14 protein-coding genes and 1 pseudogene are annotated in these 16,124 nt (G+C 72.6%); 4 read left to right on the top strand and 11 right to left on the bottom strand.

From position 1 onward, the window contains the following. From A5643_RS19010 to A5643_RS11005, 9 genes and pseudogenes are all read right to left on the bottom strand, one after another. Window positions 1-304: pseudogene (locus A5643_RS19010) on the bottom strand (hypothetical protein); the annotation flags it as partial. 45 nt (window positions 305-349) lie between these two features. Next, window positions 350-2,536, bottom strand: a complete 2,187-nt coding sequence (locus A5643_RS10970; protein WP_066854911.1) for a malate synthase G — start codon at window positions 2,534-2,536, stop codon at window positions 350-352. A 75-nt stretch (window positions 2,537-2,611) separates the two neighbouring features. Then, window positions 2,612-3,496, bottom strand: a complete 885-nt coding sequence (locus A5643_RS10975; RefSeq protein ID WP_066854914.1) for a 3-methyladenine DNA glycosylase — start codon at window positions 3,494-3,496, stop codon at window positions 2,612-2,614. Beyond that, window positions 3,496-4,548, bottom strand: coding sequence for a hemolysin family protein (locus tag A5643_RS10980; protein ID WP_066854917.1), 1,053 nt, complete (start codon window positions 4,546-4,548; stop codon window positions 3,496-3,498). The genes A5643_RS10975 and A5643_RS10980 overlap by 1 nt, the downstream gene beginning before the upstream one ends. Further along, a complete protein-coding gene (locus A5643_RS10985; RefSeq protein WP_066855079.1) occupies window positions 4,548-5,882 on the bottom strand; it encodes a hemolysin family protein in 1,335 nt (444 codons plus the stop codon). Before A5643_RS10985 ends, A5643_RS10980 begins: the two co-directional genes overlap by 1 nt. A gap of 22 nt (window positions 5,883-5,904) precedes the next feature. Beyond that, on the bottom strand, window positions 5,905-7,353 hold the full coding sequence (locus A5643_RS10990) for a GuaB1 family IMP dehydrogenase-related protein (RefSeq protein ID WP_066854920.1): 1,449 nt from the start codon (window positions 7,351-7,353) through the stop codon (window positions 5,905-5,907). A 102-nt stretch (window positions 7,354-7,455) separates the two neighbouring features. Continuing rightward, complete coding sequence (gene gnd, locus A5643_RS10995; protein ID WP_066854923.1) at window positions 7,456-8,913, bottom strand: NADP-dependent phosphogluconate dehydrogenase; 1,458 nt, start codon at window positions 8,911-8,913, stop codon at window positions 7,456-7,458. Window positions 8,914-8,987: 74 nt separating this feature from the next. Continuing rightward, window positions 8,988-9,920 (bottom strand): M56 family metallopeptidase, encoded by a 933-nt coding sequence (locus A5643_RS11000; RefSeq protein WP_066854926.1) that lies wholly within the window; start codon window positions 9,918-9,920, stop codon window positions 8,988-8,990. Window positions 9,921-9,934: 14 nt separating this feature from the next. Continuing rightward, window positions 9,935-10,351, bottom strand: a complete 417-nt coding sequence (locus A5643_RS11005; protein ID WP_066854929.1) for a BlaI/MecI/CopY family transcriptional regulator — start codon at window positions 10,349-10,351, stop codon at window positions 9,935-9,937. A 236-nt stretch (window positions 10,352-10,587) separates the two neighbouring features. On the opposite strand from A5643_RS11005, the gene A5643_RS11010 reads away from it, so the two are divergent. Further along, entirely contained in the window at window positions 10,588-11,010 is a 423-nt protein-coding gene (locus A5643_RS11010; protein ID WP_066854932.1) for a PaaI family thioesterase, read from the top strand. A 19-nt stretch (window positions 11,011-11,029) separates the two neighbouring features. Here the strand turns inward: A5643_RS11010 and A5643_RS11015 are convergent, their stop codons facing one another. Both A5643_RS11015 and A5643_RS11020 read right to left on the bottom strand, forming a co-directional pair. Continuing rightward, window positions 11,030-12,418, bottom strand: a complete 1,389-nt coding sequence (locus tag A5643_RS11015) for an NAD(P)/FAD-dependent oxidoreductase (RefSeq protein WP_066854935.1) — start codon at window positions 12,416-12,418, stop codon at window positions 11,030-11,032. 111 nt (window positions 12,419-12,529) lie between these two features. Continuing rightward, window positions 12,530-13,207 (bottom strand): SDR family oxidoreductase, encoded by a 678-nt coding sequence (locus A5643_RS11020; RefSeq protein ID WP_156628760.1) that lies wholly within the window; start codon window positions 13,205-13,207, stop codon window positions 12,530-12,532. A gap of 161 nt (window positions 13,208-13,368) precedes the next feature. Between A5643_RS11020 and modA the strand changes: the two genes are divergently transcribed. The 3 genes from modA to A5643_RS11035 are packed head-to-tail and all read left to right on the top strand — an operon-like array spanning window position 13,369 to window position 16,022. After that, the gene (gene modA, locus A5643_RS11025; protein WP_066854938.1) at window positions 13,369-14,127 is read left to right on the top strand and encodes a molybdate ABC transporter substrate-binding protein; all 759 of its coding nucleotides are present in this window, start codon (window positions 13,369-13,371) and stop codon (window positions 14,125-14,127) included. Window positions 14,128-14,138: 11 nt separating this feature from the next. After that, window positions 14,139-14,930 (top strand): ABC transporter permease, encoded by a 792-nt coding sequence (locus tag A5643_RS11030; RefSeq protein WP_066854942.1) that lies wholly within the window; start codon window positions 14,139-14,141, stop codon window positions 14,928-14,930. Beyond that, complete coding sequence (locus A5643_RS11035) at window positions 14,931-16,022, top strand: sulfate/molybdate ABC transporter ATP-binding protein (protein WP_197497706.1); 1,092 nt, start codon at window positions 14,931-14,933, stop codon at window positions 16,020-16,022. Window positions 16,023-16,124 lie beyond the last annotated feature (102 nt).

Here is a 16,124-nt window from a genome sequence, read left to right on the forward strand (position 1 = left end):
CCCGGGCGCGGGCGGGGGGGGCGGATCGGCCTCGCCGCGCCCCGCCGCGGCGGCCCGGCTGGCCCGCGGCCGGCGCCGCATCGGCGAATGGAGCGGCGGGCACCGCAGCGAGGGCGGCCGCCGCGGGGTCAGCGTCGGGGTGATCGCCGCGCTGATCACCGTGATCGTGGTGGTCGCCGCGGTCATCCTGTGGAAGTTCTTCGGCGCGGTGCTCGCCGACCGCTCCGGCACCGCCGCGGCCCGCTGCGTCGACGGCGACGCCACCATCGGGGTGGTCGGGGTCGGGGATGCTGTGCTTGCCCATCGCGCTGGTGTTATCTCCGTTGCTGCCCGCCGGATCCGGATCCCTTCAAAGACCGAACTGGGCTTTGAACTCGCGGCGCCTGCGGTGCAGGATCGGCTCGGTGTAGCCGTTGGGCTGGCTGGTGCCGGCCATGATCAGTTCCTCGGCGGCCAGGAACGGGATGCTGTCGTCGAAGTTGGGGCCCATCGCCGGGTAGCCGGAGTCGCCGGCGTTCTGCTCGTCGACGACGGCGGCCATCCGCTCCAGGCTGGCCCGCACGTCGGCGGCGGTGATCACCCCGTGGCGCAGCCAGTTGGCCAGCAGCTGGCTGGAGATGCGCAGCGTGGCCCGGTCCTCCATCAGGGCGACGTCGTGGATGTCGGGCACCTTCGAGCAGCCCACCCCCTGCCCGACCCAGCGGACCACGTAGCCCAGGATCGACTGGCAGTTGTTGTCGACCTCTTCGTGGATCTCCTCGGGCGCCCAGGCCAGCTCCTTGGCCAGCGGGATCGTCAGCAGCTGCTCGAGGCTCGCGCGCCGCTTGCCGGCCAGGTCCTGCTGCACGGCGGCCACGTCCACCTGGTGGTAGTGGATGGCGTGCAGGGTGGCCGCCGTCGGGGAGGGCACCCAGGCGGTGGTGGCCCCGGCGCGGGGCTGGCCGATCTTCTGCTCCATCATGTCGGCCATCAGGTCGGTCATCGTCCACATGCCCTTGCCGATCTGGGCGTGGCCGGCCAGCCCGCACTCCAGGCCGACGTCGACGTTGTTGTCCTCGTAGCCGGCGATCCAGGGCTGGCTCTTCATGGCGCCCTTGCGCACCATCGGCCCGGCCTCCATCGAGGTGTGGATCTCATCGCCGGTGCGGTCCAGGAAGCCGGTGTTGATGAACACCACCCGGTCGGCGGCGGCGGCGATACAGGCCTTGAGGTTGACCGTGGTGCGCCGCTCCTCGTCCATGATTCCGACCTTCAAGGTGGCCTCGGGCAGGCCGAGCACCTCCTCGACGCGGCGGAACAGCTCGACGGTGAACGCGACCTCGTCGGGGCCGTGCATCTTGGGCTTGACGATGTAGATCGAGCCGGTGCGGCTGTTGACCAGCGGGCCGTTGTCGTCGCCGGAGCGCAGCCCGTGCATGGCGATCAAGCCGGTGAACAGGGCGTCCTGGATGCCCTCGGGGGCCTCGTCGCCGTCGGCGAACACGATCGCGTCGTTGGTCATCAGGTGTCCGACGTTGCGCACGAACAGCAGGCTGCGCCCGGGCAGGGTCAGCTCGCCGCCGTCCGGGGTGGTGTAGCCGCGGTCCTCGTGCAGCACCCGGGTGAACGTCTTGCCGTCCTTGAACACTTCTTCGGCGAGGTCGCCGCGGTTGAGGCCCAGCCAGTTGCGGTAGCCGAGCACCTTGTCGTCGGCGTCGACGGCGGTGATCGAGTCCTCGAAGTCGATGATCGTGGTCACCGCGGACTCCAGCACCACGTCCTTGATGCCGGCCTTGTCGGTGGCGCCGACCGGGGAGTCCGGGTCGATGAGGATCTCCAGGTGCAGGCCGTGGTGGCTGAGCAGCAGCGCGGTCGGGGCGTCCGGCGCGCCGGTGTAGCCGACGAAGCCGGCCTCGTCGCTGAGCACCGTGGAGCGGTCCTCGCCCAGCGACACCATCAGCTGGCCGTCGGCGACCTCGAAGCCGGTGACGTCGGTCCAGGAGCTGGTGGCCAGCGGGACCGCCTCGTCGAGGAAGGTCCGGGCGTAGGCGATGACCTTGTCGCCGCGCACCTTGTTGTAGCTGGTGCCCTTCTCGGCGCCGTCGTCCTCGGGGATCACGTCGGTGCCGTACAGCGCGTCGTACAGCGAGCCCCAGCGGGCGTTGGCGGCGTTGAGCGCGAACCGGGCGTTGGTGACCGGGACCACCAGCTGCGGACCCGCGGTCGTGGTGATCTCGGCGTCGACGTCGGCGGTGGTGACGCTGACCTCGGCCGGCTCGTCCTGCAGGTAGCCGATGTCGGTGAGGAACTGCCGGTATTCCTCGGGGTCGTGCGGGCCGATCACCCGGGCCCGGTGCCACTTGTCGATCTGGGCCTGCAGGTCGTCGCGGCGCGCCAGCAGTTCGCGGTTACGCGGGGTGAGGTCGGTGACGACGCGGTCCACCCCGGCCCAGAAGGCGTCGGGGTCCAGCCCGGTGCCCGGCAGCGCCTCGGTGGTCACGAAGTCGTAGAGCACGCGGGCGATCCGCAGGTTTCCCACCGAGACCCGGTCAGTCATGCTTCCTCCCTTTTCGCGGACAGTGCGTCCACCTTACCGGGGTGTACCCGCCGGTAGGTTTGCCGGTGGCAGCCGCTAGGCCGGCGTGTCGTGCAGCCGCCGGCAGTGCTCCAGCAGCCGGGCGCGCAGCGCCGCGGCCCGCTCGGCGATCGCGGCCTGCCCGCGCACGTATTCGGCGCGCCCGGCCGGGGTCTCGACCGGCACCGGGGGGTAGCCGAAGCCGCGCAGGTCATAGGGGCTGGCCCGCATGTCGAGCACCCGCGCGGTGTGGGCCAGCGCGAAGCAGTCGGCGGTCAGTTCGGAGCCGATCAGCGGCTCGAGGTGGTAGCAGTGCTTGTAGAGGTCCATCGCCGCGTGCAGGCAGCCGGGCTGCTCGTGGTCGATCTGGCCGTCCCGGCTCAGTGCGGTGCGGTTGCGCGGGGCGGCGGCGGGGCTGAAGAACCGGAAGGCGTCGTAGTGGGTGCAGCGCAGGTCCATCGCCTCAACGACGGCGTCGGTGCCCGCCCGGCCCAGCCGCAGCGGCACCCGGTGGTGGCGCACCTCGCCGCCGCGGTAGACCATGGCCCACTCGTGCAGCCCGAAGCAGGACAGCTGCGCCGGGCGGGCGGCGGTCGCCGCGAGCAGCCGGCCGGTCGCAGCGATGGCGGGCCGGCGGCGGGCCAGGAACCGCGGGTCGGCGGTGACGCCGCCGTCGCCGCGGGTGTAGCCGCGGTGGCCGAGATAGTCGCGCAGTTGGGCGTCGGTGCCGGTCAGCACCACCCCGAAGCCGGGGTGCCAGCGCAGCAGCTGTGCCGGCCGCGGCCGGTAGTAGGTGAACAGGAAGTCCACCACCGGGTCGGGTTCGCCGGCGGCGCGTCGGCTCGGGTAGTCGCCGAGCACGGTGTGGATGCGGGCGCGGTGCGCCGCGGCGCGACGCTGCCACTGGGCGGCGGTGAGCTGCCGGGTCGCCGTGGTGGTCATCAGATGCGGTGGGTGCCGTCGCGGACGGTGCCGACGAGGTCCTCGACCAGGTCTTCCAGCGCCACCATCGACACCACCCGGCCGTCGTGGGCGGTGGCCAGGGCGAGGTGGCTGTTGGTGCGGCGCAGCCGGGACAGCGCCTCGGGCAGCGGCAGCGATTCGAAGACCCGCGGCAGCGGGCGTACCGCCGCGCGGTCGAGCACCGCGTTGGGGTCGTCGCCGAGGGCCAGCACGTCCTTGATGTGCAGGTAGCCGACGAATCCGCCGGTCGGGTCGACCACCGGGAACCGGGAGTAGCCGGTCTCGGCCAGCGCGGCCTCCACCGCCGCGACGGTCGGGCCGGTGCCCGGGGCGGCGGCCGGCACGGTGCGGATGTCGCCGAGCGGGACCGCGACGTCGGCGACCACCCGGGAGCGGATCTGCAGGGCGCGGGTGAGCCGGGTGTGCTCCTCGTGGTCGAGCAGGCCCTCGGAGACCGATTCGGCGATCATCTCGGAGAGTTCGACGGTGGAGACGGTGATGTCGAGTTCGTCTTTCGGATCCACCCGCAGCGCGCGCAGGGTCAGGTTGGCGCACCAGTTGTAGAACGCGATGAACGGGCGGGCGGCGCGCACATAAACCAGGTAGACCGGGATGAGCAGCATCGCGGCGGTCTCGGGTCCGGCCAGCGCGATGTTCTTGGGCACCATCTCGCCGAGCAGCACGTGTAAGGTCACCACGATCGCCAGCGCGATCAGAAACGCCAGCGTGTGCAGCAGCGGGTCGGGGATGCCGGCCAGGCCGAGGGAGTGCCCCAGCATGGCCGCCACCGCCGGTTCGGCGACCCGGCCGAGCAGGATCGAGCAGACCGTCACCCCCAGCTGGGCCCCGGCCAGCATCAGCGAGAGCTGTTCGCCGGCGGCGATGACGGTCCGTGCGCTTTTCTTGCCCTGCTCGGCGAGGGCTTCCAGCCGGTCGCGGCGCGCCGAGATCAGCGAGAACTCGGCGCCGACGAAGAAGGCGTTGGCGCCCAGCAGCGCGACGGTGAGCAGGATCGCGGCGAGGTCGGCCATCACGGTTGCGCCCCGCCGGTTTCGCTGAGCTCGAGCAGGTCGATGCGGCGGCCGTCCATGCGCACCACCCGGGCCCGCCAGCGCACCGGCAGGTCGGGGTCGAATTCGGGCAGCTCCACGCTCTCCCCGACGGCCGGGATGTGACCGAGTTGCTGCAGTACCAGCCCGCCGATGGTGTCGTACTCGCCCTCCGGGCCGCGGTAGCCGGTGGCGGCGGCGACCTCGTCGATGCGCAGCAGGCCGGAGACCTGCCAGCCGGTGCCCAGCGCGACGACGTCGGGGGTGGCGTCGTCGTGTTCGTCGCGGACGTCGCCGACGATCTCTTCGATCAGGTCCTCCACGGTGACCATGCCCGCGGTGCCGCCGTATTCGTCGACGACCATCGCGGTCTGCAGCCCGTTGGCCCGGATCTGGGTCATCACCGCGTCGCCGTCGAGGGTGGAGGGCACCACCGCCACCGGCTGGGCGATGTCCGCCAGCGCGGTGCCGGCCCGCCGTGCGGGCGGGATCGCGAAGATCTGCTTGACGTGCACGATCCCGATGGTCTCGTCGAGGTCGCCGCGCACGATCGGGAAGCGGGAGAACCCCGATTCGGTGGCGGTGGCCGCCAGGTCGGCGACGCTGTCGTCGGCCTGCAGCGCCACGATCTTCGAGCGCGGGGTCATCAGTTCCTCGGCGGACAGCGTGCCGAACTTCAGCGAGCGACCCACCAGGGCGGCGGTGGCGCTGTCGAGTGAGCCGCTGCGCGCCGAGCTGCGCACCAGCGCGGTCAGCTCCCGCGGTGAGCGCGCCGAGCGCAGCTCCTCGGCCGGTTCGATGCCCAGCCGGCGCAGGATCGCGTTGGCGGTGCCGTTGGTCAGCCGGATCGCGGGCGCGAACATCGCCGAGAACAGCAGCTGCGGGCCTGCGGTGGCGCGGGCGGCGGGCAGCGGCCGGGCCACCGCGAAGTTCTTCGGCACCAGCTCGCCGAAGACCATCGACAGCGACGTGGCCAGCAGCAGCGCGACGAATAGCGCGATCCCAGCGACCAGGGTGGCCGGCACCCCCACGGCCGCCAGCGCGGGCCGGATCCAGCGGGCCAGCACCGGCTCGGCCAGATATCCGGTGGCCAACGTGGTGATCGAGATCCCGACCTGGGCGCCGGAGAGCTGGAACGACAGGGTGTGGTGGGCGCGCTGGACGAACCGGTCCCGGCGGCCGCCGCGGCGGGCGTTGGCGTCCACCGTGGAGCGTTCCAGCGCGGTCAACGAGAACTCGGCGGCCACGAAGACCGCGGTGCCCGCGGTGAGCACCAGGATCGCCAGCAGCGATCCCGCGGTGAGCGCGATCGTCATCGGCTCGGTCATCGCGCGGCGATCACCACCCGTGGGGCAGCGGGTGCCCCTCGGCGAAGCCGGCCGCCGACTGGACCCCGAGCACCACGCGCTCGTGCAGTTCGGGCAGGCTCGCCGCCCCGACGTAGGTGCAGGTGCTGCGCACCCCGGAGGTGATGTGGTCGAGCAGGTCCTCGACGCCGCCGTGATCGGGGTTCACCGCCATCCGGGAGGTCGAGATGCCCTCCTCGAACAGCAGCTTGCGGGCCCGGTCGTAGGGGCTGTCCAGGGCGGTGCGGGCGCCGACCGCCCGCTTGGAGGCCATCCCGTAGCTCTCCTTGTAGGGCCGGTCGTCGCGGTCGTGCAGCAGGTCGCCGGGGGACTCGTAGGTGCCGGCGAACCAGGATCCGATCATCACGTTCGACGCCCCGGCCGCCAGCGCCAGCGCCACATCCCGCGGGAACCGGATGCCGCCGTCGGCCCAGACGTGCGCGCCGAGGTCGCGGGCAGCGGCGGCGCAGTCGAGCACCGCGGAGAACTGCGGGCGGCCCACCGCGGTCATCATCCGGGTGGTGCACATCGCGCCGGGGCCCACCCCGACCTTGACGATGTTCGCCCCGGCCTCGACCAGGTCGCGGGTGCCGGCCGCGGAGACCACGTTGCCGGCGACCAGCGGCAGCCCGAGCCGCAGCCCGGCCACCGCGCGCACCGTCTCGATCATCTTGTCCTGGTGGCCGTGGGCGGTGTCGACGACCAGCACGTCGGCGCCGGCCTCGGCGAGCGCGGCGGCGCGCGCGACCGCGTCGGTGTTGATGCCGATCGCGGCGGCCACCCGCAGCCGGCCCGCGGCGTCGAGGGCCGGGGTGTAGATCCCGGCGCGGATCGCGCCGGTGCGGGTGAGCACCCCGGTCAGCCGGCCGTCGGACCCGGTGAGCACCGCCACCCCGACCGGTGCGGACTCCAGCAGGTCGAACACCTTGCGCGGGTCGGTGCCCGCCGGGGCGGTGACGAAGTCGGTGTGCTGCACGTCGGCGACCCGGGCGAACCGGTCCACCCCGGCGCAGCCGGCCTCGGTGACCAGCCCGACCGGGCGGCCGTCGGCGACGACCACCGCCGCGCCGTGGGCCCGTTTGTGGATCAGCGCCAGCGCCGCCGACACCGAGTCCTCCGGCGTGAGCACCACCGGGGTGTCGGCCACCAGGTCACGGCTCTTGACGAACGCGACCGTCTGCCGCACCGCGGCGATCGGCAGGTCCTGGGGGAGCACCACCAGCCCGCCGCGGCGGGCGACGGTCTCGGCCATCCGCTTGCCTGCGACGGCGGTCATGTTGGCCACCACCACCGGGATGGTGGTGCCCGAGCCGTCGACGGTGGCCAGGTCGACGTCGAAGCGCGAACTCACCGTCGAGCGGTTGGGGACGACGAACACGTCGTCGTAGGTCAGGTCGTAGGTCAGGTCATGACCGGGTCGTTGTCCGTCCAGAAACCTCATCGCCGCTCACCTCGCCGGCCGGGGCGGCCGGGTCTCGGACTGTCGTCCGCCAATGGTCATCCTGTCGTCGTGGTGTGCTCCGGGTCGGTGGCCGTGCCGCGGCTAGGCCGGTACCTCGCTGCGGTCGCCGCTCCACTGGGTGTGGAACATGCCGGGCCGGTCGGTGCGGCCGTAGGTGTGGGCGCCGAAGTAGTCGCGCTGGGCCTGGGTGAGTGCGGCGGGCAGCCGCTCGGTGCGCAGACCGTCGTAGTAGGACAGCGCCGAGGCGAAGCCCGGCACCGGGATGCCCAGGCCGGTCGCGGTGATCACCACCCGGCGCCAGCTGTCGATCGCGGTCTCCACCGCGGCGCGGAAGTAGGGCGCGGCGAGCAGGCTGACCAGCTGCGGGTCGGTGTCGAAGGCGTCCTTGATGCGGTCGAGGAACTTGGCCCGGATGATGCAGCCGCCGCGCCAGATGGTGGCCAGGTCGCCGGGGGTGATGTTCCAGTCGTATTCCGCACTGCCGGCCTGGATCTGGTTGAACCCCTGGGCGTAGGCGACGATCTTGGAGGCGTACAGCGCCTGGCGGACGTCCTCGGTGAACGCCGCGGTGTCGGCGGGCCGGTCACCGAGCCGGCCGGCCACCAGCCCGGCGCCGGCGCGGCGCTGGTCCACCGAGCCGGACAGGGCGCGGGCGAACACCGCCTCGGCGATGCCGGTGACCGGGACACCCAGGTCCAGCGCGGATTTCACCGTCCAGCGGCCGGTGCCCTTCTGTTCGGCCCGGTCGAGGATGACGTCGACCAGCGGCCCGCCGGTGGCGGCGTCGACCTGGCGGAGCACCTCGGCGGTGATCTCGATCAGGTAGCTGTCCAGGTCGCCGGTGTTCCACTCGGCGAAGACCTCGGCGATCTGCGGTGCGGTCAGCTCCAGGCCGTCGCGCAGCAGGTGGTAGGCCTCGCCGATGAGCTGCATGTCGGCGTATTCGATGCCGTTGTGCACCATCTTGACGAAATGGCCGGAGCCGTCCGGGCCGATGTGGGTGCAGCACGGCACCCCGCCGACTTTCGCGGCGATCTCTTCGAGCAGCGGGCCCAGCGAGGCGTAGGACTCGGCCGGCCCGCCGGGCATGATCGACGGGCCGTTGAGCGCGCCCTCCTCGCCGCCGGAGATGCCCGCGCCGACGAAGTGCAGGCCGCGCGCGGCCAGCGCCTTCTCCCGGCGGATGGTGTCGGTGTACAGGGCGTTGCCGCCGTCGATGATGATGTCGCCGGGTTCCATCGCGGCGGCGAGTTCGTCGATGACGGCGTCGGTGGCGTCGCCGGCCTTGACCATGATCAGCACCCGCCGCGGCCGTTCCAGGGCGGCGAGGAATTCGGTGATGGTCTCGGTGCGCACGAAGGAGCCGTCGTCGCCGTGTTCGGCCAGCAGCGCGTCGGTCCGGGCCACCGACCGGTTGTGCAGCGCCACGGTGTAGCCGTGCCGGGCGAAGTTGCGGGCGATGTTGGAGCCCATCACGGCCAGACCGGTGACCCCGATCTGGGCACTGCCGGTGGCGGCGGTGACTTCCGACGGACTCATTCAATCGCCTCCCAGGCTTGTCGAGGACGGTGCGGAACCGATGCGGTGAGCACCCCGGGCCGGGGTGCGCGGGGTCAGGGCAGCATCAGCCGTTGCAGCTCGAAGAGCCACGGTACCGCCACGGCCACGGTGGGAACCCCCACGATCGCCGCGGCGGCGGTGTAGGCCAGGGCGGCCAGCGCCCGGCTGTTGGCGTGCCCGGCGAGCCGGCGCACCCGGACCACCGTGTGGGTGCCGGCCCCCAGCGCGCCGGCGGGCACCGGGGCGGCGGCGCAGGCCACCAGCGCCCGGCCCAGCGAGCCGGGCCCGGAGGTGCGGACGGCGGCGTCGTCGGCGAGCAACTCGATGAGCAGCCGGACCGCGTCGAGGGCGTGGGCGCTGCGCACCACCCGCGGGAACGCGGTGTGCACCGCGGTGAACGCCTCCAGCACCAGGTCGTGGCGGGCGCGTAAGTGGGCGCGTTCGTGGCTGAGGATCGCGGCGAGTTCGTCGTCGTCGAGCCGGGTGAGGGTGCCGTCGCTGAGCACCACCCGGCTGCGCACGCCGGGCAGGCAGTAGGCCAGCGGCTCGGGCACTTGCAGCACCCGCAGCGGCGGGTGGCCGCGGGGAGCGGGGGAGACCCCGCCGATCAGGTCGACCAGCATCCGGTGCCGGGCGCGGCGGCGCCGGGTGCCGATCATGACCCGCAGGCTGGTGAACACCAGCCGGGCGCCGACCAGCACGGTGAGCACCAGCACGGCGAGGTAGAAGCTCCACAGCGGCCAGCCCAGCCGGCCGATGTCGCCGGCGAGGGTGGCGGTGGGCCGGCCGTCCGGCCCGGGCATCAGCAGCCGGCTGGCGGTGGCGATGCCGGCGCTGAACGCCGAGAGCACCGCGGCGACCGCGATGGCCTGCCAGAGCACCAGGGCGGCGCGGGGGGCGCGCAGCGGCCAGCGGGCGCGCGCCAGCAGCGCCGGGACGGGTGCGGCCAGCAGCAGCGCGAGGAGGGTGAAGGCCAGCGCGGACACGTTGTCAGTGTCTCTCAGCCGAGCGGTCGACCGCCAGTAGGGTCGCCGTCGCGGTGGGCGGTCTGCAGGTCGGCCAGCGCCCGCCGCAGCGCGTCGGCCTCATCGGCGCCGACCCGTTCGACGAAGTGCATCAGCGCGGCCTGCCTGCCGGTGCGGTCGGCGACCTGGTCCAGGGCGTCGACCATGAGGCCGGCGACCAGTTCGTCACGGCTGTAGCGGGGGGTGTAGCGGTGGGCCCGGTCGTCGCGCAGCTGGACGACCAGGTCTTTTTTGGCCAGCCGTTGCAGCACGGTCATCACCGTGGTGTAGGCCAGGTCGCGGCGCAGCGCGAGCAGTTCGTGGACCTGGCGGACGGTCTGCGGCTCCGACGCCGACCACAGGTGCTCCATCACCGCGCGTTCCAGGTCACCCAGCCGCGTCAGGTTGGCCATCGTCCGTCTCACCCCTCCCGTACTGTGCTGCAGCTTACTCCGGTCCACTACACGGTGTCGTACCGGCCCCTCTTGCGCGGTTAGGGCAGCCTTGCCTATGCTGTCGTCGTCGAGTGACACACGGGCCGCGCCGGCGTCCTGAGGGCTGCAGAGACCCCCGGTCCGACTCGACGGGCGGGCCCCGCGCACATCGGCCGGGGCCCGCCCGCACTCGACCGGTGGTGTAAACACAGGGTGTGCAACCGCCCGACTCGCCCGCCTTCCCGCCCGAACTCGCCGCCCCGTTCGACCAGGAGCTGGGGCTCGTCTACACCGAAGTGACCGCCGAGGGCGCCCGCGCGCATCTGGACGTGACGCCGAAGTTGTTGCAGCCCATGGGTTTGGTGCACGGCGGGGTGTTCTGCTCGGTGGTGGAGAGCATGGCCAGCGTGGCCGGGTTCGCCTGGCTCGCCGAGCACGGCGGCGGCAACGTCGTCGGCGTCAACAACAGCACCGACTTCCTGCGCGCCGGCCGCGCCGGCCGGCTGCACGGGGTCGCGACCCCGCTGCACCGCGGCCGCCGCCAGCAGTTGTGGCTGGTGACCATCAGCGACGCCGAGCAGCGGACGCTCGCCCGCGGGCAGGTCCGGCTGCAGAACCTGCCGGCCGACGGCGCCTAGCGGTACGCGGCGGCGGCCGCTAGTTTGCGACCCGGTGCACCTCGGCGCGCTGTGCCTCGGTAGCGAACATCTCCAACTGCTCCATGCGGGTGCGGCCGAAGGCCTGCTGGTCGGTGATCGTCAGCTGACTGCGGGCGTCGGACAGGAAGGTCATCGTCCACGACAGCAGGGTGCTGATCTTGGATTTGAACCCGACCAGATAGACCAGGTGCAGCACCAGCCAGGCCAGCCAGGCCAGGAAGCCGCTGAACTCCAGCGGGCCGATCTTGGCGACCGCGGAGAACTTCGACACGGTGGCCATCGAGCCCTTGTCCAGGTACTGGAACGGTTCGCGCTGGGCGGGGTCGGCGCCGCGCAGCTCGGCCCGGATCAGGTTGGCGGCGTACTTGCCGCCCTGGATGGCGCCCTGCGCCACGCCCGGCACGCCGTCCACGGCGGCCATGTCGCCGACGACGAACACGGTGGGGTGGCCGGGCACCGACAGGTCGGGCAGCACCTTGACCCGGCCGGCCCGGTCGAGTTCGACGTCGGACTGCTCGGCGAGGTCGCGGCCCAGCGGGCTGGCCGACACCCCGGCCGACCACACCTTGCAGGTCGACTCGATGCGACGCTCGGTGCCGTCGTGGTCCTTGACCATCAGCCCGTTGCGGTCGACGTCGGTGACCATCGCCCCGAGCTGGATCTCCACGCCCATCTTCTCCAGCCGTTCGGCGGCCCGCCGGCCCAGCTTCTCGCCCATCGGCGGCAGCACGGCGGGGGAGGCGTCGAGCAGGATCACCCGCGCCGAGGTCGGGTCGATCTTGCGGAAGGTGCCCTTGAGGGTGCGGTCGGCCATCTCGGCGATCTGGCCGGCCATCTCCACCCCGGTGGGCCCGGCGCCGATGACGGTGAAGGTCAGCAGCTTGTTGCGGCGGGCCGGGTCGCTGGAGCGTTCGGCGCGCTCGAAGGCGGACAGGATCCGGCCGCGCAGCTCCAGGGCGTCGTCGATGGACTTCATGCCTGGCGCCCACTCGGCGAACTGGTCGTTGCCGAAGTAGGACTGCCCCGCGCCGGCGGCGATGATGAGGCTGTCGTAGGGGGTTTCGTAGACGTGGCCCAGCAGTTCGGAGACCACGACCTTGTTGGCCAGGTCGATGCGGGTGACGTCGCCGAGCAACACCTGGACGTTGCGCTGTTTCCGCAGGATGACGCGGGTGGCCGGGGCGATCTCGCCCTCGGAGATGATCCCGGTGGCGACCTGGTAGAGCAGCGGCTGGAACAGGTGATGGGTGGTGCGCGCGATCAGTTTGATGTCGACGTCGGCGCGCTTGAGCTTCTTCGCGGCGTTGAGGCCGCCGAAGCCGGATCCGATGATGACGACCTGGTGGCGACGCCGGGGCTCGGCAGCGACTTCGGGTTGGGCACTCACGGTTGATTGCTCCTCGACACCGGCAGCACGTTCGCCCTTAACCGTAGCCGTCCCGTTCGGGGCCCGCCCGGCGGGTAGCTGTGGGGTTGACCACCGCCGGCGGTCGGGCGATCAGCCGAAGTTCGCCAGCGCGCCGTGGCTGACGTGCAGGGTCTGCCCGGTGATGTGACGCGCGGCCGGTGTGGTGAGGAACAGGCTCAACCGGGCGATCTCGGCGGCGACGGTCGGCGTGGCGCGGGTCAGGCCGTCGTAGCCGGGCTGGTAGTTCTGTCCGCCGGCGACCACGTTGATGGTGATCCCGCGGGTGCCGAAGACTTCGGCCTGACCGGCGCTCCAGTTGCCCAGGGCGGCCTTCATCGCGGCCGTGACCGCCCCGCCCTGCGGCTCGTCGGCGATCACGCTGACGATCGACCCACCCGAGCGCAGGTGGTCGCCGACGGTCTGCACGGTCAGCACCGCGGAGAGCACGGTGGCGTCCAGGCCGCTGCGCCACGCGGCGGCGTGGTCGGCCAGCGTGTAGGTGCGCGGGTCGCCGGGTTCGGTCTGCGGTGCGGGCACGTTGACGATGGTGTCGAGGTGGTGGGGGAACAGTCCGCGCGCCTCGGCGAGGCTGGCCGGGTCGGTGTTGTCACAGACGATCGCGTCCACGTCGAGCTGCCGGGCGACGGCCTGCAGCTCGTCGGGTCGGCGGCCGGTGAGCGTCACGGTGTGGCCCGCTTCGCCGAAGCTCTCGGCAATCGTGCGGCCCAGTTCGGTGTCCCCGCCGGTGACCAGGACCTCCATCGCCATACCCTCCTCGTACGCGGCGCCCGACTGCGGCGCCGACCCGGCTCATGTTACTGGACAGTAGCTAGCTCGTGCACCGGGGCCGACACGATCCGGACACGGTTTGGCCTCCGCACCGGTTCGGCCCTGCCGCGCAGCGTCGGGCGGTGACTAGGGTGCAGCCCATGCGTCGAATCTCCTTGCTCGCCGTCGGTGTGTCCGCGCTGATGGCGACCGCCCTGAGCGGGTGCAGCTCCGCCGATGACCAGGCCTCCTCGATCACGGTGTTCGCCGCGGCGTCGCTCAAGCCGGCGTTCACCGAGATCGCCGAGCAGTTCAAGACCGACCACCCCGGCGTGACCGTCGAGTTCGACTTCGGCGGCTCGTCGGCGCTGGCCACCCAGCTCACCGAGGGCGCGACCGCCGACGTCTTCGCCTCCGCCGACACCGCGCAGATGGACAAGGTCGACCAGACCGGGCTGCTGGACGGGCCCCCGGTCGATTTCGCCGCCAACACGCTGGTGATCGTGACCGCACCGGACAACCCCAAGCAGGTGGAGTCCTTCGCGGATCTGGCCCGGCCCGAGCTCAACGTGGTGGTGTGCCAGGCGCCGGTGCCGTGCGGCGCGGCCACCCGCCGGCTGGAGGAGAACACCGCAGTCCACCTCAACCCGGCCAGCGAGGAGCCCAGCGTCACCGACGTGCTCACCAAGGTCACCAGCGGTCAGGCCGACGCCGGGCTGGTCTATGTCACCGATGCGCTCAACGCCGGGGACACCGTGACCACGGTGCGCTTCCCGGAGTCCGACGACGTGGTCAACGTCTATCCGATCGCGGTGCTGAAGAAGGCCCCCGCCGCCGGGCTCGCGCGGAGCTTCGTCGACCTGGTGACCGGGGAGGCCGGCCAGAAGGTCCTGGACCGGGCCGGCTTCGCCCAGCCCTGAGTCGACGCCCGGTGAACCGGCCCGCCGGCCTGCCGGGGTGGGTGTACCTGCCCGCCGCGGCGGGGGCCGCGTTCGTGGTGCTGCCGCTGGCGGCGGTGGCCCTGCGGGTGGACTGGGCGAACTTCTGGTCGCTGCTGACCAGCGAGTCCTCCCGGGCGGCGCTGGGCCTGAGCGTGCGCACCGCGACGGCGAGCACCCTGCTGTGCATCGTGCTGGGCGTGCCGATGGCGCTGGTGCTGGCCCGCAGCCGGGCCCGGGTGGTGCGGTGGGTGCGGCCGCTGATCCTGCTTCCGCTGGTGTTGCCGCCGGTGGTCGGCGGTATCGCGTTGCTGTACGCGTTCGGCCGGCTGGGGCTGGTCGGGCGTTATCTCAGCGCCGCCGGGATCGACGTCGCCTTCACCACCACCGCGGTGGTGCTGGCGCAGACCTTCGTGTCGCTGCCGTTTCTGGTGATCGCGCTCGAGGGGGCGGCGCGCACCGCCGGGGCGGACTACGAGCTGGTGGCCGCCACCCTGGGGGCGCGGCCGAGCACGGTGTGGTGGCGGGTGACGCTGCCGCTGCTGGTGCCCGGGCTGGCCTCCGGGGCGGTGCTGGCGTTCGCCCGCTCGCTGGGGGAGTTCGGCGCCACCTTGACCTTCGCCGGTTCGCGGCAGGGCGTGACCCGCACGCTGCCGCTGGAGATCTATCTGCAGCGGGTGACCGACGCCGACGCCGCGGTGGCGTTGTCGCTGCTGCTGGTGGCGGTGGCCGCGGTGGTGGTGGTCGGGTTGGGCAGTCGCCGGCTGACGACCGGGGTGGGCTAGGTGGACGCACCGGGCCTGGAGGTGCGCGCGACGGTCGCCGAGCGCGGGCTGGCGGTGGCCTTCGGTGTTCCGGCCGGGCAGGTGCTGGCGATCGTCGGGCCCAACGGCGCCGGGAAATCGACGGCGCTGCACGTGATCGCCGGACTGGTGCGGCCCGACGCCGGGCTGGTTCGGGTGAGGGAGCGGGTGCTCACCGACACCGCCGCGGGGACGCAGGTGGCCACCCATGATCGCCGGGTCGGGCTGCTGTTGCAGAACCCGCTGCTGTTTCCGCATCTGAGCGTGGCCGCCAACGTGGCGTTCGGGCCGCGTTGCCGCGGCGGCCGCGGGTCGGTCACCGCGATCGCGCGCCGCTGGCTGCGCGAGGTCGACGCCGAGGCGCTGGCCGACCGCAAACCGCGCCGGCTCTCCGGCGGGCAGGCCCAGCGGGTGGCGATCGCCCGGGCGCTGGCCGCCGAGCCGGAGGTGCTGTTGCTCGACGAGCCGCTGGCGGGGCTGGACGTGGCCGCGGCCAGCGCGGCGCGGGCGGTGTTGCGCCGGGCGGTGACCGGGGCGCGCACCGCGACCGTGCTGATCACCCACGACCTGCTCGACGTGGTGAGCATGGCGGACCGGATCCTGGTGCTCGAGGGCGGCGCGGTCGCCGAGTGCGGGCCGGTCAGCGAGGTGTTGGCGGCCCCGCGCAGCGCGTTCGGTGCGCTGCTCGCCGGGGTGAACCTGGTGGCGGGCACGGTGGCGGCCGACGGGTTGCTGCACGCCGCCGACGGCACCGCCTGGCATGGGTTCGGCAGCGTCGGGGCCGGTCAGGCCGGGGTGGCGGTGTTCGCGCCGGCGGCGGTGGCGGTGTTCGCGCAGCCGCCGCAGGGCAGCCCGCGCAATCTGGTGGCGGTCACGGTCGCGGAGTTGGACACCCGCGGGCCGGTGGTGCGGGTGCGGGGCCGCGAGCAGGCCGACGGCACACCGGGGTTGGCGGCCGACATCACCGCCGAGGCGGCCGCGCAGCTGGGCCTGGCCTCCGGTCAACGGGTCTGGTTCGGCGTCAAGGCGCACGAGGTGGCGATCCATCCGTCGGCCCGACACACCGACGGATGACGCCGGTTGGAAACGGTTTGCCGCTCGTCGGGTGATTTTCCGTGCCGGTTACCGGCCGATGTTTGCAATTCGAACTTGCGTCACGGCCGTAACACGGTAGAT

Origin of the sequence: Mycobacterium sp. 1274756.6 (assembly GCF_001668625.1) — a bacterium.
GTDB lineage: Bacteria > Actinomycetota > Actinomycetes > Mycobacteriales > Mycobacteriaceae > Mycobacterium.

Excerpts from the sequence above, each read along its gene's own strand:
- A5643_RS10970 (WP_066854911.1), bottom strand. The coding sequence starts at position 2,536 with ATGACTGACCGGGTCTCGGTGGGAAACCTGCGGATCGCCCGCGTGCTC.
- A5643_RS10975 (WP_066854914.1), bottom strand. The coding sequence starts at position 3,496 with ATGACCACCACGGCGACCCGGCAGCTCACCGCCGCCCAGTGGCAGCGT.
- A5643_RS10980 (WP_066854917.1), bottom strand. The coding sequence starts at position 4,548 with ATGGCCGACCTCGCCGCGATCCTGCTCACCGTCGCGCTGCTGGGCGCC.
- A5643_RS10985 (WP_066855079.1), bottom strand. The coding sequence starts at position 5,882 with ATGACGATCGCGCTCACCGCGGGATCGCTGCTGGCGATCCTGGTGCTC.
- A5643_RS10990 (WP_066854920.1), bottom strand. The coding sequence starts at position 7,353 with ATGAGGTTTCTGGACGGACAACGACCCGGTCATGACCTGACCTACGAC.
- gnd (WP_066854923.1), bottom strand. The coding sequence starts at position 8,913 with ATGAGTCCGTCGGAAGTCACCGCCGCCACCGGCAGTGCCCAGATCGGG.
- A5643_RS11005 (WP_066854929.1), bottom strand. The coding sequence starts at position 10,351 with ATGGCCAACCTGACGCGGCTGGGTGACCTGGAACGCGCGGTGATGGAG.
- A5643_RS11020 (WP_156628760.1), bottom strand. The coding sequence starts at position 13,207 with ATGGCGATGGAGGTCCTGGTCACCGGCGGGGACACCGAACTGGGCCGC.
- modA (WP_066854938.1), top strand. The coding sequence starts at position 13,369 with ATGCGTCGAATCTCCTTGCTCGCCGTCGGTGTGTCCGCGCTGATGGCG.